General features: G+C 69.8%; 11 protein-coding genes. 9 read left to right on the top strand and 2 right to left on the bottom strand.

The features are described 5' to 3' along the window. Positions 1-3: 3 nt before the first annotated feature. The 4 genes from N5079_RS03865 to N5079_RS03850 all read left to right on the top strand — a co-directional run bounded on the left by N5079_RS03865 (position 4) and on the right by N5079_RS03850 (position 3666). Positions 4-1110, top strand: coding sequence for a magnesium and cobalt transport protein CorA (locus tag N5079_RS03865; RefSeq protein WP_261581983.1), 1107 nt, complete (start codon positions 4-6; stop codon positions 1108-1110). 98 nt (positions 1111-1208) lie between these two features. Further along, entirely contained in the window at positions 1209-1838 is a 630-nt protein-coding gene (locus tag N5079_RS03860; protein WP_261581982.1) for a PadR family transcriptional regulator, read from the top strand. Then, the gene (locus N5079_RS03855; protein WP_261581981.1) at positions 1835-2806 is read left to right on the top strand and encodes an ATP-binding cassette domain-containing protein; all 972 of its coding nucleotides are present in this window, start codon (positions 1835-1837) and stop codon (positions 2804-2806) included. Before N5079_RS03860 ends, N5079_RS03855 begins: the two co-directional genes overlap by 4 nt. A 5-nt stretch (positions 2807-2811) precedes the next feature. Continuing rightward, positions 2812-3666, top strand: a complete 855-nt coding sequence (locus N5079_RS03850; protein ID WP_261581980.1) for an ABC transporter permease — start codon at positions 2812-2814, stop codon at positions 3664-3666. Between the two features lie 102 nt (positions 3667-3768). Here N5079_RS03850 and N5079_RS03845 read toward each other — a convergent pair whose 3' ends face one another. Further along, a complete protein-coding gene (locus N5079_RS03845; RefSeq protein WP_261581979.1) occupies positions 3769-4836 on the bottom strand; it encodes a hypothetical protein in 1068 nt (355 codons plus the stop codon). A 231-nt stretch (positions 4837-5067) separates the two neighbouring features. Here N5079_RS03845 and N5079_RS03840 point away from each other — a divergent pair, with 231 nt between their 5' ends. Continuing rightward, positions 5068-7281, top strand: a complete 2214-nt coding sequence (locus N5079_RS03840) for a thiamine pyrophosphate-dependent enzyme (protein WP_261581978.1) — start codon at positions 5068-5070, stop codon at positions 7279-7281. Between the two features lie 46 nt (positions 7282-7327). Here the strand turns inward: N5079_RS03840 and N5079_RS03835 are convergent, their stop codons facing one another. Continuing rightward, a complete protein-coding gene (locus N5079_RS03835; protein WP_410007737.1) occupies positions 7328-7954 on the bottom strand; it encodes a TetR/AcrR family transcriptional regulator in 627 nt (208 codons plus the stop codon). A 6-nt stretch (positions 7955-7960) separates the two neighbouring features. On the opposite strand from N5079_RS03835, the gene N5079_RS03830 reads away from it, so the two are divergent. Genes N5079_RS03830 through N5079_RS03815 form a run of 4 tightly spaced genes read left to right on the top strand, consistent with a single transcriptional unit; the run spans position 7961 to position 13626 of the window. After that, the gene (locus tag N5079_RS03830) at positions 7961-9535 is read left to right on the top strand and encodes a carboxyl transferase domain-containing protein (RefSeq protein ID WP_261581976.1); all 1575 of its coding nucleotides are present in this window, start codon (positions 7961-7963) and stop codon (positions 9533-9535) included. 12 nt (positions 9536-9547) lie between these two features. Further along, the gene (locus N5079_RS03825) at positions 9548-11590 is read left to right on the top strand and encodes a biotin carboxylase N-terminal domain-containing protein (RefSeq protein ID WP_410007736.1); all 2043 of its coding nucleotides are present in this window, start codon (positions 9548-9550) and stop codon (positions 11588-11590) included. Beyond that, complete coding sequence (locus tag N5079_RS03820) at positions 11587-12480, top strand: hydroxymethylglutaryl-CoA lyase (RefSeq protein WP_261581975.1); 894 nt, start codon at positions 11587-11589, stop codon at positions 12478-12480. Before N5079_RS03825 ends, N5079_RS03820 begins: the two co-directional genes overlap by 4 nt. After that, positions 12481-13626, top strand: a complete 1146-nt coding sequence (locus N5079_RS03815; protein ID WP_261581974.1) for an acyl-CoA dehydrogenase family protein — start codon at positions 12481-12483, stop codon at positions 13624-13626. Positions 13627-13984: the final 358 nt, after the last annotated feature.

Below are 13984 nucleotides of genomic sequence, written 5' to 3'. Positions count from 1 at the left end.
TGTGTGGCTGAGCGGCGTATGCGTGGACTGCGTGGACTGATGAGGATCAAGCCCGAGCAGGCTCCCGAGCATTCCATGGACCCCTGGGGGAGCGGCGACGAATCGATCAAGCAGAGCGTCATCGACAACGCGGTCTACGTCAACGGCCGGCGGGTGGACTCCCCGCTGTCGCTGGGCGGCGCGATCGCCTCGTTGCGCTCCCGGCCCGGGGCCATGGCGTGGATCGGACTCTACCGCCCGGAGGAGTCGGAGCTGATCAAGGCCGCCGAGGAGTTCGGCCTGCACGAGCTCGCGATCGAGGACGCCATCGTGGCCCACCAGCGGCCGAAGGCGGACCGTTACGGCAGCACGCTCTTCGTCGTCCTGAGGGCCGCCCAATATCTCGACAAGCCGGAGAAGGTCGAGTTCGGCGAACTGCACGTCTTCATCGGGCCGGACTTCGTCCTGACCGTACGGCACAGCGAGGCGCCCGACCTGTCGAAGGTGCGCAGCCGGATGGAATCCGACCCCGACCTGCTCCGCCAGGGCCCGCAGGCCGTGCTGTACGCGATCCTCGACGCGGTCGTGGACGGCTACGCGCCGGTCGTCGCGGGCCTGCAGAACGACATCGACGAGATCGAGGTGCAGGTCTTCGGCGGGGACCCGGCCGCGCCGCGCCGCATCTACGCCCTCTCCCGTGAGGTCATCGAGTTTCAGCGGGCGACGAGCCCGCTGGTGGGCATGCTCGACGGGTTCATCGCCGCGTCGCCGAAGTACGGCGTGGACGCGGAGCTGCAGAGCTACCTGCGGGACGTGTCCGACCACGCCATCACCGTGACGGAGCGCGTGTCAGGTTTCCGTCAGATGCTGCAGGACATCCTGATCGTCAACGCGACCCTGGTCAGCCAGGCGCAGAACAAGGAGATGGCCGCGCAGGGCGACGAGGTCAAGAAGATCTCGGCCTGGGCGGCCATCCTGTTCGCCCCGACCCTGGTCGGCACGATCTACGGGATGAACTTCGACCACATGCCCGAGCTGCACTGGGCTCTGGGCTATCCGCTGGCGATCGTGCTCATGGGGGTCGTCTGCGGCACGCTCTACCTGGTCTTCAAACGCCGCGACTGGCTCTGAAAGCGCGGCCCGCCCGGATAAGCAGCCCTGAAACGACCTTGCGTCTGCCAACTATCTAGATATATCTTTCACGTATCTCGATAGTTGGGGTGATCAGCATGCACGAGCACACGCACGGGGACATGTACGAAGAGAGGGGCGGGGACATCTACGGGGACCCTCACGGGGACGTCTGGATGGTCCATGCGCCGTTCCCGCCGCGGGCCCCCTTCCCTCCGCCGCCCATGCCTCCACTGCCGCCCATACCTCCCTTGCCGCCGGTCCCGCCGTCGCCGCCGCACTTCTCCCCACGGGTACGGCGCGGCGACGTGAGGGTGGCGCTGCTGGCGCTGCTCAGCGAGGAGCCGCGGAACGGCTACCAGATGATCGAGGAGATCTCCCGGCGCAGTGGCGGCATCTGGCGGCCGAGCCCGGGCTCGGTCTACCCGGCGCTCCAGCAACTGGAGGACGAGGGGCTGGTCAGGAGCGAGGAGTCGGGCGGCAGCCGGACGTACCGGCTGACGGAGGAGGGGCGCCGGCACGCGGACGCGAGTGCCGAGCCCTGGGCCGAGGTGGCGCGCAGCCTCCCCGAGGACAGGCACGAACTGCGCATGCTCTGGGGACAGCTCGGCGAGGCGTTCGTCCACCTCACCCACGTGGCGGACGACCGGCAGGTGGCCGAGACCAAGAAGCTGCTCAAGGAAACCCGGAAGACGATGTTCAGGATTCTTGCGGAGGATGGCGGATGAATGCCGCGGTAGCCGTACGCGGGCTGAAGAAGACGTACGGCAAGGTCGAGGCCGTGAAGGGCGTCGACTTCGAGGTCTCCCCGGGCGAGGTGTTCGGCTTCCTGGGGCCGAACGGCGCGGGCAAGACGACCACGATCAGCATGCTGTGCACGCTGATCAACCCGACCGGCGGCTCGGCCATGGTGGCCGGGCACGACGTCGTGACCGAGCGGGACCAGGTCCGCCAGAACATCGGCCTGGTCTTCCAGGACCCCACCCTGGACGGCTACCTGACGGCCGAGCAGAACCTCCGCTTCCACGCCGAGCTGTACGGCGTGCCGAAGGACGTGCTCGGCGACCGGATGAGGCAGGTCCTGGAGATGGTGGCCCTCTGGGACCGCAAGGACAGCAAGGTCATGACGTTCTCGGGCGGCATGAAGCGGCGGCTGGAGATCGCCCGCGGCCTGCTGCACTCGCCGCGCGTGCTGTTCCTGGACGAGCCCACGGTCGGCCTGGACCCGCAGACGAGGTCCGCCATCTGGGGATACATCAACAAGCTGCGGCACATGGAGGACATCACTATCTTCATGACGACGCACTATATGGAAGAGGCCGAGTTCTGCGACCGGATCGCGATCATCGACCACGGCCGGATCGTGGTGATCGACTCTCCGGAGGCGCTCAAGGCGAGCGTCGGCAAGGACCGGGTCCAGATTCAGACGGGTGACGACGAGAGCGCGATCGCGCTGCTCAAGGAGCAGTTCGGCCTCGACGCCGCCGTCCGGGACGGTCAGGTCACCTTCGCCGTGGCGTCCGGCGAGGAGTTCGTGCCGCGGCTGTTCGCCGACCTCGGCCTGCCGATCCGGTCGGTCAGCGTCTCGCGCCCATCGCTCGACGACGTGTTCATGTCCTACACCGGCTCCACCATCCGCGACGCCGAGTCCGGCCCGGGGAACGAGTGGATGCGCGCCATGGCCAGGGGAAGGTGACACCGATGGCGACCGAAGTGGTCGGGGTGAGCGTGCCGCGTGCGAGTGGATCGCACAACGCCCGCGCGGTCAAGGTGGTGCTCCACCGCGAGATGCTGCGGTTCGTCAACGACCGCACGCGCATGGTGTCCATGCTGATCCAGCCGATCCTGTGGCTGTTCGTCATGGGCACCGGCCTGGGCTCGCTGGTGCGTGGCTCGATCCCCGGCATCGACTACCGCACGTTCATGTATCCGGGCATGATCTCCATGACGGTGATCATGACGGCGATGTTCTCGGCCGGATCGATCGTCTGGGACCGCGAGTTCGGCTTCCTGCGCGAGATGCTCGTCGCCCCCGTGAGCCGGGGCGCGATCGTGATCGGCAAGTGCCTCGGCGGCGCCACGGTCGCGACCGCGCAGGGCATCATCATCCTCGCCCTCGCGGGCCTGGTCGGCGTGCCGTACTCGCCGAGCCTGATCGTCACCCTGCTGGCCGAGATGTTCCTCGCCGCGTTCACGATCACGGCGTTCGGCGTGCTGCTGGCCGCCCGGATGAAGAACATGCAGTCGTTCTTCGGGGTCATGCAGATGGCCATCATGCCGATGATGTTCCTGTCGGGCGCGATGTTCCCCCTGGCCAACCTGCCGTCGTGGCTGCACGTGCTGACCACGATCAACCCGCTGACCTACGCGGTCGACCCGATGCGGCGGGCGGTGTTCGGCCATCTGGACGTCCCGGCGCAGGTCGACGCGGTGCTCAACCCCGGCATCAGCTGGTTCGGCCATCGCCTGGCGGTCGGCGTCGAGCTCGGCCTTGTGGCGGCCATCGGCGCCGTGCTGCTGAGCATCGCGATCGCCCAGTTCCGCCGGACCGAATAGCCCGCGCCCGAAAGCGCGAACAGGAGTCGCGAGCAACCGTACGGAGGCGAACGAAACAGCCCGGGGCGAGAACGCCCCGGGCCGTCCAGCCGTGATCAAGCGCTAGTGCTTGACCCTGACCCAGTCCCAACGGCTGGAGGAGCCGTCGGCCTCGTCGTTGCCGTGGAAGACGACCTTCCAGTAGCCGGACTTCCAGGCCCGGCTCTTGGTGTAGAAGCTGCCCGAACCGTTGGTCCAGGTGGTCTTCACGTACTTCCAGTGGCCGTGCTTGGTCTTGAACCACAGGGTGACCTTGGCGTCGCCGTAGCCTTCCCAGCCCTCGTCCCAGACCTGGAGCTTGCCCCTGAAGTACAGGTAGCGGCCGTGCTTGACCGGCTCGGGAGCGGCGTCGAACCTGATGACGCGGCTCTCGAAGCTTGGCTCCGGCTCGTGCGGCGGCGGCGCCGAGACCACGTCGACCTGGTCGGTCTCGCTCTGCGTGCTCAGCGACTCGTCCTTGACCCCGTCGAACTCGGCCTTCCACCAGCCGGTCTTCCAGGCCTTGACGCCGACGGCGAACTCGCCCTTCCAGTTCGTGTAGTCGTAGGCGACCCGCTTGTACGACGAGGTGCCCGCCTCCTTGAAGGAGATGTACACCTTCTGGTCGCCGTAGCCGTGCCAGCCCTTGGAGCCGTTGATCAGGAGCCGTCCCGACAGCGTCAGGACGTTGCCGGCCTTGATCGGCTCGGGGGCCGCGCCGAACCCGGCGATGTCCGTCTCCCAGATCTGGATGACCTTGAAGCCGGTGGACTTCGAGTCGGGCGTGGAGCCCGTGGCGCCGTTGGCGTCGAACCGCACGGTCCAGTCGCCCGGCTTCTCGTCCCGGGTGAACTTGAGCGTCAGCGTCCACGTGTTCTTGTCCGCCGAGACGGACGTCGGGCTGAACGGAGTGGCGACGCTGGGCCCGGGGGGAGTGAGGTAGAACTTCCCGCTCTCCGTCTTCTCCGTGGTGGCGGTGAACGTCACGTTCGTGCCGCCGCTGCCCGCCACCCTGACCGGGTTGTCGCTGACGGTCAGCGACTTGATCACGGGATTGTCGACGGATGTCGCGGATGCGCTCGCTGGTGCGGCCACCAGCGCCGCGCCGCCTATCGCCACGGCGGCGACGACGGCCTGGATGCGTTTCAACATCTCGGGTGAACCTTCCCTTCCCCGTTGGTTGAACGCGGCTTGAGGGTGCCACGTCATTCCTTACTAGTAGACGAACGAAACGGGTGGATGGTTGTAACCTCTTACGGTTCGTCACCGATTTGTGTCAAAGAATCCTCAAGGAAACCTCAAGAGAAGCTCGATCCGCAACAAGAGGCAACAGACTGGTCACTGTGCGGGACGGAGCGTGCATCCTGCGACATAATCGGGCTTGTGGTGCGGGACGCTGTGGAGACGCATTTCGCCGAGGCCGTCGGCGCGCTGACGCCGGGGCCCCCCAGGGATCCGGACCTTCCGGTGCGGGAGGGCACGACCCTGACGGGAGCGCGGTGCCGCGAGCTCTTCGCGGTCCAGCTCGGCAGCCGCCTGCTCGACGTGGCCGCCCGCGTCCTGCGCGAGCAGAACGAGGGCTTCTACACGATCGGGTCCTCGGGGCACGAGGGCAACGCGGCGGTGGCCGCCGCGCTCCGCGTGACCGATCCGGCTCTCCTGCACTACCGTTCCGGGGCGTTCTACCTCGCCCGCTCCGCCCAGGCCGGGCGGCTGGCCGAGGAGGGGCTGCGTGACGTGCTCCTCGGGCTGGCCGCGGCGGTGGAGGAGCCCATCGCCGGCGGCCGGCACAAGGTCTTCGGCCATCACGACCTGGCGGTGATCCCGCAGACCTCCACGATCGCGAGCCACCTGCCGCGCGCCGTGGGGGTCGGCTTCGCCATCGAGCGCGCCAGGACTCTCGGCGTCCCGTCGAAGTGGCCGGCGGACGCCATCGCCGTGTGCAGCTTCGGCGACGCCTCCGCCAACCACGCCTCCGCGCTGAGCGGGCTCAACACCGCCGCGTACAGCCGGTTCCGCGGGCTCCAGCTCCCCGTGCTGTTCGTCTGCGAGGACAACGGCATCGGGATCAGTGTGAAAACGCCCCCAGGCTGGGTGGAACAGGCCAGGAACCCGCTGCTCGAATACTTCTCGGCGGACGGCTGCGACCTGGCCGACGTCCACGACGTGGCCCGCCGGGCGGCCGACCACGTGCGGTCCACCCGCGGCCCGGCCTTCCTTCACCTGCGGACCGTACGGCTGATGGGACACGCGGGCTCCGACGTCGAGATCGCCTACCGCACCCGCAAGGACATCGCCCTCGACCTCGAACGCGACCCCCTCGTCCGTACGGCACGGCTGCTCGTCGAGGGCGGCCTGATCACGCCCGACGAGCTGCTGTCCCGCTACGAGGCCGAGCGCGAGCACGTGATGAAGCTCGCGATGGAGTGCACCCGGCGGCCCCGGCTCACCTCCGCCCACGACGTCATGGCGCCGCTCGCGCCGCGCCACCCCGGCCAGGTGGCCGTCGAGGCCGCCCGCGTGGCGTCCGCCCCGGCGCGGGAGCGGGGGTTCGCCACGCTGCCGGAGCTGGAGGGCAAGCTCACGCTCGCCCAGTCGATCAACCGGACCCTCGCCGACGCGATGGCCCTCGACCCCGGCGTCGTGCTGTTCGGCGAGGACGTGGCCCGCAAGGGCGGCGTGTACGGCGTGACCCGCGGGCTGCTGCGGAAGTTCGGAGCCGAGCGGGTCTTCGACACGCTGCTGGACGAGCAGGCCATCCTCGGCCTCGCGCTCGGGGCAGGGGTGTCCGGGCTGCTGCCGGTGCCGGAGGTGCAGTATCTGGCCTACCTGCACAACGCGCTCGACCAGATCCGCGGCGAGGCCGCCACGCTGCAGTTCTTCTCGCAGGGGGCGTTCCGCAACCCGATGGTGCTGCGGGTCGCGTCCTACGCGTACCAGAAGGGCTTCGGCGGGCACTTCCACAACGACAACTCGATCGCCGCGCTGCGCGACATCCCCGGCGTGGTGGTCGCCTCGCCCGCGCGGCCCGACGACGCCGCCGCCATGCTGCGCACCTGCCTGGGTGCCGCCCGTGCCGACGGCACCGTGTCCGTGTTCCTGGAGCCCATCGCGCTCTACCACACCCGTGACCTGTTCGACGAGGGCGACGGCGGCTGGCTCGCGCCGTACGTGCCGCCCGCCCGGTGGGCGGAGACGCACGTCCCGATCGGCCGGGCCCGCTCGTACGGCGAAGGCCGCGACCTCACCATCGTCACCTTCGGAAACGGCGTCCGGATGAGCCTGCGGGCGGCGGTCAAGCTCACGGCCGAGGAGAAGAGCTGCCGGGTCCTCGACCTGCGGTGGCTCTCCCCGTTGCCCGTGGAGGACCTGCTGCGGGCGGCCGAGCTGACCGGCAGGGTCCTGATCGCCGACGAGACGCGCCGGGCCGGTGGCGTGTCCGAGAGCGTGATGGCCGCGCTGCTCGACAACGGCTTCTCCGGCCCGATCGCCCGGGTGACCTCGCAGGACAGCTTCATCCCGCTGGGTCAGGCGGCGGACACCGTGCTGCTGTCCGAGGCCGACATCGAGCAGGCCGCCCGCAAGCTGCTCAAGTGAGCACACCCGGCCATGTGAGCACGCCCGGCCAGGTCGGCGCGGCTCCTCAGGTGAGGGTGGTGATGGCGGCTTTCGCCATCTCGAGCAGCAACGCGGTCATGGCCTCCGGCCGGAGCTCGCCCGCGCTGCGGGGAGTCGAGTTGAGGAGGCCGAAGACGGCGTGGGTGGCGGCCCGCAGCCGCGCGGGCGGGCACGACGGGTGCAGTTCGGTGAGCACCGTCACCCACTCCTCCACGTAGAGGCGCTGGAGCCGCCGGATCGCGCGGCGGGCCGGCTCCGGCACGTTGTCGAGCTCCCGCTCGTGCACGCGGATGAGCGCCGGGTAGCTCAGGGCGAAATCGATGTGCCCCAGCAGCAGCGCGTCGAGCGCCGCCTCCGCCGTGGCGGGGTCGGCCGTGGTCGCGAGCCTGGCGCCCTGCTCGCGCAGCCGCTCGCTGATGTCGAGCAGCATCTCGCCGAGCAGCGCTTCCTTGCCACTGAAGTGGCGGTACAGGGCGGGTCCCGAGATCCCCACGGCGGAGCCGATGTCCTCGATCGACACCCCGTGGAAGCCCCGCGCCGCGAAGAGAGCCGCCGCCGCGTCGAGGATCTCGGCGCGGCGATTGCGGGTAGGGGTCCGGGCGGTGGTCACGGCACACCATAGTAGACGAAGCGAGTTAATGATGACTAACATCCGAGCATGGACGTGAGTGCCTGGCCGGTGCTGGAGAGCGCCTGCGACCCGGGCGGCGAGCCGTACAAGCGGAACGCCGAGGTGCACGAGCGCCTCGTGGCGGATCTGCGCGAGCGGCTGGCGGCCGCCGCGAGGGGTGGGCCCGAGCGGGCCAGGGAGAGGCACGTCCAGCGCGGGAAGCTGCTGCCGAGGGACCGGGTGGACACGCTGCTCGACCCGGGCGGCCGGTTCCTCGAGCTCTCCCCGCTCGCCGCGACCGGCCTCTACGACGGCCAGGCCCCCGCCGCGGGGATCATCACCGGCATCGGGCGGGTCTCCGGCAGGGAGTGCGTGGTGGTCGTCAACGACGCCACGGTGAAGGGCGGCACCTACTACCCGATCACGGTCAAGAAGCACCTGCGGGCCCAGGAGGTCGCTCTTCACAACAACCTGCCGTGCGTCTACCTGGTCGACTCGGGCGGGGCGTTCCTTCCCAAGCAGGACGAGGTCTTCCCCGACCGGGAGCACTTCGGGCGGATCTTCTACAACCAGGCCACAATGTCGGCGCGAGGCATCCCGCAGATCGCGGCCGTGCTCGGGTCCTGCACGGCGGGCGGCGCCTACGTCCCCGCGATGAGCGACGAGGCGGTGATCGTCCGTGGCCAGGGCACGATCTTCCTGGGCGGCCCGCCGCTGGTGAAGGCCGCCACGGGCGAGACCGTCACCGCGGAGGAGCTGGGCGGCGGTGAGGTCCACGCCCGCGTCAGCGGCGTCACCGACCACCTCGCCGAGGACGACGCGCACGCCCTGAAGATCGTCAGGGACATCGTCGCCACGCTGGGGCCGCGGCAGCCCCGGCCCTGGGACGTCGCGCCCGCCGAGCCGCCGGCCTTCGACCCGCGCGAGCTGTACGGGATCGTCCCGGAGGACACCCGCACGCCGTACGACGTGCGCGAGGTCATCGCCCGCATCGTGGACGGCAGCCGGTTCCTGGAGTTCAAGGCGGAGTACGGCCCGACGCTCGTCACCGGGTTCGCCAGGATCCACGGCCACCCGGTGGGGATCGTGGCCAACAACGGCATCCTGTTCAGCGAGTCGGCCCTGAAGGGCGCCCACTTCATCGAGTTGTGCGACCGGCGGAGCATCCCGCTGGTCTTCCTGCAGAACATCAGCGGCTTCATGGTCGGCAAGGCGTACGAGGCAGGTGGGATCGCCAAGCACGGCGCGAAGATGGTCACGGCCGTGGCCTGCGCCCGGGTGCCGAAGTTCACCGTGATCATCGGCGGTTCGTTCGGCGCGGGGAACTACGCCATGGCGGGGCGGGCCTACTCGCCGCGTTTCCTGTGGATGTGGCCGAACGCCCGCATCTCGGTCATGGGCGGCGAGCAGGCCGCGACCGTGCTGTCCACCGTGGGTAATGCCGGCGCCGACGAGATCCGGGCCCAGTACGAGCACCAGGGCAACCCCTACTACTCGACGGCCCGGATCTGGGACGACGGCGTCATCGACCCGGCGGACACCCGCACCGTCCTCGGCCTGGCGCTCGGCGCGGCCGCCAACGCCCCCCTCGATCCCGTCGGCTACGGCGTCTTCCGGATGTGAGCGTGCATGATCATGAAAGGTGTGTCCGCCGGTGGCGGGGCATGCGGGGGAATCCTCGCATGGTCACGAGAAGCGAGTGTGCTGATCGCCAACCGTGGGGAGATCGCCGTCCGGATCATCCGGACGCTGCGGGCCATGGGCGTCAGGTCCGTCGCCGTCCACAGCGACGCCGACCGGGACGCGCCGCACGTCCGCGCGGCCGACCTGGCCGTACGGCTCCCGCGCGGCTACCTGGACATGGACGGGGTCATCGAGGCCGCCGGGCTCACCGGGGCCCGGGCCGTACATCCCGGATACGGGTTCCTCGCGGAGAACGCGGAGTTCGCCCGGCGATGCGCGGCGGCGGGGCTGGTGTTCGCCGGGCCGCCGCCGGAGGCGATCGAGGCCATGGGCGACAAGATCCGGGCCAAGGCGACCGTCGCCCGCGCCGGGGTGCCGGTGGTCCCTGGCGCGGCCGAGCCCGGCGACGACCTCCTCGCTTGGGACGGCTTCCCCGCCCTGCTGAAGCCCTCCGCGGGCGGCGGGGGCAAGGGCATGCTGCTGGTGAGGTCGGCCGCCGAGCTGCCCGACGCGATCGAGTCGGCCCGCCGTACGGCTGTCGCGGCGTTCGGGGACGGCACGCTCCTCATCGAGCGGTTCGTGGAGCGGCCCCGGCACATCGAGATCCAGATCATGGCCGACGCGTACGGCAACGCCGTCCACCTGGGCGAACGCGAATGCAGCCTCCAGCGCCGCCACCAGAAGATCGTCGAGGAGGCGCCGTCGCCGCTGCTCGATCCCGTGACGCGGGAGCGGATGGGCGCCGCGGCGGTCGAGGCCGCCCGGTCCGTGGGGTATGTCGGCGCGGGCACGGTCGAGTTCATCGTCTCCGGCCGCCCGGGGGCGCTGGAGTTCGGGCCGCTGGAGTTCTTCTTCATGGAGATGAACACCAGGCTGCAGGTCGAGCACGCGGTGACCGAGATGGTGACCGGCCTCGACCTTGTGGAGCTCCAGCTCAGGATCGCCGCCGGGGAGCCCCTGCCGTTCGCGCAGGAGGACGTGCGGCTGAGCGGCCACGCGGTCGAGGCCCGGGTGTACGCCGAGGACCCGGCGCGCGAGTTCCTCCCGACGGGCGGCCGCGTGCTGGCGTTGCGGGAGCCGTCCTCGCCCGGCGTGCGGGTGGATTCGGGGCTGGCCGAGGGCCTGGTCGTAGGCAGCGACTACGACCCGATGCTGTCGAAGGTCATCGCCTGGGCCCCCGATCGGGTGGCCGCGCTGGCGGGCCTGGACCGGGCGCTGGCCTCGACCGCGATCCTCGGCGTGACCACGAACATCGCCTTCCTCCGCGCGCTGGTCGCGCATCCAGAAGTCGTGGCCGGGCGGCTCGACACCGGGCTGGTCGAGCGGCATCTCGCCGATCTCGCCGGCGGGCCGCCGCCCGAGGACGTCCTGGCGGCGGCCGCGCTGGTCTTCCACGGCGCAGGGGAAGGCGAACGGGAAAGTGAACGGGAAAGTGAACGGGGAGCGGGGTCCGGCGACCCGTGGGACGTCGCGGACGGGTGGCGGATCGGGGAGCGGGCATGGACGGACTACCGGTACGCGAAGGTCCGCGGGGCCGCCGCCGAGGCCGAGATCGAAGTTAATGAGCGTTCACTTGGATCGGCCCGGCTGGCCTGGGCCGGCGACGGCTACGCACTCGTCACCGTCGAGGGGATCACCCGGCGCTATGTCGTGGCGAAGGACCGCGACACCGTCTGGCTGGCGAGGGACGGCCACGCCTGGCCGTTCGTCAGGCACGAGCCGGGCGACCCCGGCGACCGGCCGGGCGGGAGCCGTACCAGCGACGGCGTCGTCCGCAGCCCGATGCCCGGGACCGTGCTGGTCGTCAAGGCGGCGGAGGGCGACGAGGTCACCGCGGGTCAGCCGCTGCTGATCGTGGAGGCGATGAAGATGGAACACACCGTGACGGCCCCCGTCGACGGGGTGCTCGCCGAGCTGCGCGTCCGGCCCGGCCAGGCCGTCGAGCTCGACGCCGTGCTCGCGAGAGTGCTCGCGAAGGTTCAGGTCACGTCATGAAGGTGACGATCTACGAGGTCGGGCCGAGGGACGGTCTGCAGAACGAGGACGTCACCCTGCCGGTCGAGGTCAAGAGGGAGCTCATCGGGCGGCTCGCCGAGGCGGGGCTGCGCACGATCGAGGCGACCAGCTTCGTCCACCCGAAGTGGGTGCCCCAGCTCGCCGACGCCGAGGAACTCCTGGACGGGCTGCCGCGCGCCGACGGCGCCCGCTACCCGGTGCTCGTCCCGAACGAGCGGGGTTTGGACCGCGCGCTCGAACGCGGGGTCACCGACATCGCGATCTTCGGCAGCGCGACCGAGAGCTTCGCCCAGCGCAACCTCAACAGGACCGTGGACTCCCAGTTCGACATGTTCGCGCCGGTGGTCGAGCGGGCCCTGGCGAACGGCCTGCGGGTCAGGGCGTACGTTTCGATGTGCTTCGCCGACCCCTGGGAGGGCCCGGTCGCGCCCGAGCAGGTGGTGAGCGTCGGCCGGAGGCTGCTCGACCTCGGCTGCTACGAGCTGTCGCTCGGGGACACGATCGGCGTCGGCACCCCCGGGCACGTCGAGGCGCTGCTCGACGCCTTCCAGGCGGACGGCATCGGCCCGGAGCGGCTCGCCGTCCACTTCCACGACACCTACGGCCAAGCCCTGGCCAACACCCTCACCGCGCTGCGCAAGGGGGTGACCGTGGTGGACGCCTCGGCGGGCGGTATCGGCGGCTGCCCCTATGCCAGGAGCGCCGCCGGCAACCTCGCCACCGAGGACCTCGTGTGGATGCTCGACGGCCTCGGCGTCGAGACCGGCGTGAACCTCCGATCACTGGTCGCCACCAGCCTGTGGCTGGCCGGGAAGCTGGGCCGTCCGAGCCCGTCCCGGGTGGTCCAGGCCCTCGCGAAGGAGATGTAGATGCTGGGCGACGAGCACATCGAGCTGCGCAGGACCGTCGAGGAGTTCGCCCGCGAGGTGGTCGCCCCTGTGATCGGGGACTACTACGAGCGGTGCGAGTTCCCCTACGACATCGTCCGCAAGATGGGCGCGATGGGGCTGTTCGGCCTGCCGATCCCCGAGGAGTACGGCGGCATGGGCGGCGACTACTTCGCCCTCTGCCTGGCGCTGGAGGAGCTCGCGCGGGTCGACTCCTCGGTCGCGATCACCCTGGAGGCGGCGGTCTCGCTGGGCGCGATGCCGATCCTCCGGTTCGGTACGGCCGAGCAGAAGGAGCGGTGGCTCCCGAAGATGGCCTCGGGGGAGACACTGGGGGCCTTCGGCCTGACCGAGCCCGGTGGCGGCTCCGACGTGCCCGGCGGCATGCGGACCACGGCCGTCCTGGACGGCGATGAATGGGTCATCAACGGGACCAAGGCGTTCATCACGAATTCCGGGACGGACATCACGGGCGTGGTCAGCGTGGCCGCGATCACGGGACGCGGCGGTGAGCGGCCGGAGATCTCCACGATCCTGGTGCCCTCCGGGACGCCGGGCTTCACGGTGTCGAAGAAGTACTCCAAGGTCGGCTGGTCGGCCTCCGACACCCGCGAGCTGTCCTTCACCGACTGCCGCGTGCCGTCGGAGAACCTCCTCGGCGAGCGGGGCCGGGGATACGCCCAGTTCCTCCAGACCCTCGACGAGGGCCGCGTCGCCATCGCCGCCCTCTCGGTGGGCCTCGCCCAGGGCTGCGTGGACGAGTCCGCCCGCTACGCGAGGGATCGCCAGGCCTTCGGCCAGTCGATCGGGCGCTTCCAGGCGATCCAGTTCAAGATCGCCGACATGGAGGCCCGGGTTCACACGGCCAGACTCGCGTACTACCACGCGGCCGAGCGGATGCTGGCCTGCCTGCCGTTCAAGAAGGAGGCCGCTATCGCCAAGCTGGTCGCGTCGAACGCGGCGATGGACAACGCCCGCGACGCCACCCAGATCTTCGGCGGCTACGGCTTCATGAACGAGTTCCCCGTGGGCCGTTTCTACCGCGACGCCAAGATCCTGGAAATCGGCGAGGGCACCAGCGAGGTCCAGCGCTTGCTCATAGCCCGCGAGCTCGGCGTGGGGGCGTAACTGGAAACCGTCTTCGGGATGGCGTGTTATCTGATGGTGGCGGGTCTATTCGCGATCTGTTGGCACAGGCATTCTTTGTCCATGGAGGCACCCTTACGATCGCCGGCCTGCTTCATGAGTGACCTCGGCCGATGACGCTTGTCACAGGATTGCTCGGTGTGTCGTAAATCCGTCGCTATCCGCCACAATCGGCACATGTTAAGAATCGGATCCGCTGTACTGGGCGTCTCAGATGTGCCGCGCGGTCGCGTTCTAGGTTGGGGGGCGGCCATAGAAGGACGCCTGTAGGTTTATCGGGGCGATTGGACATTCTGGTATACGCTGCCAAATATGGTATAGCTAGGCATTTCGGAGGTAG

It is taken from the genome of Planotetraspora sp. A-T 1434, assembly GCF_025420585.1.
GTDB lineage: Bacteria > Actinomycetota > Actinomycetes > Streptosporangiales > Streptosporangiaceae > JAOEGB01.
Note: the sequence above shows the minus strand (reverse complement) of the source record. Positions and strands in the feature narration are given on the sequence as shown.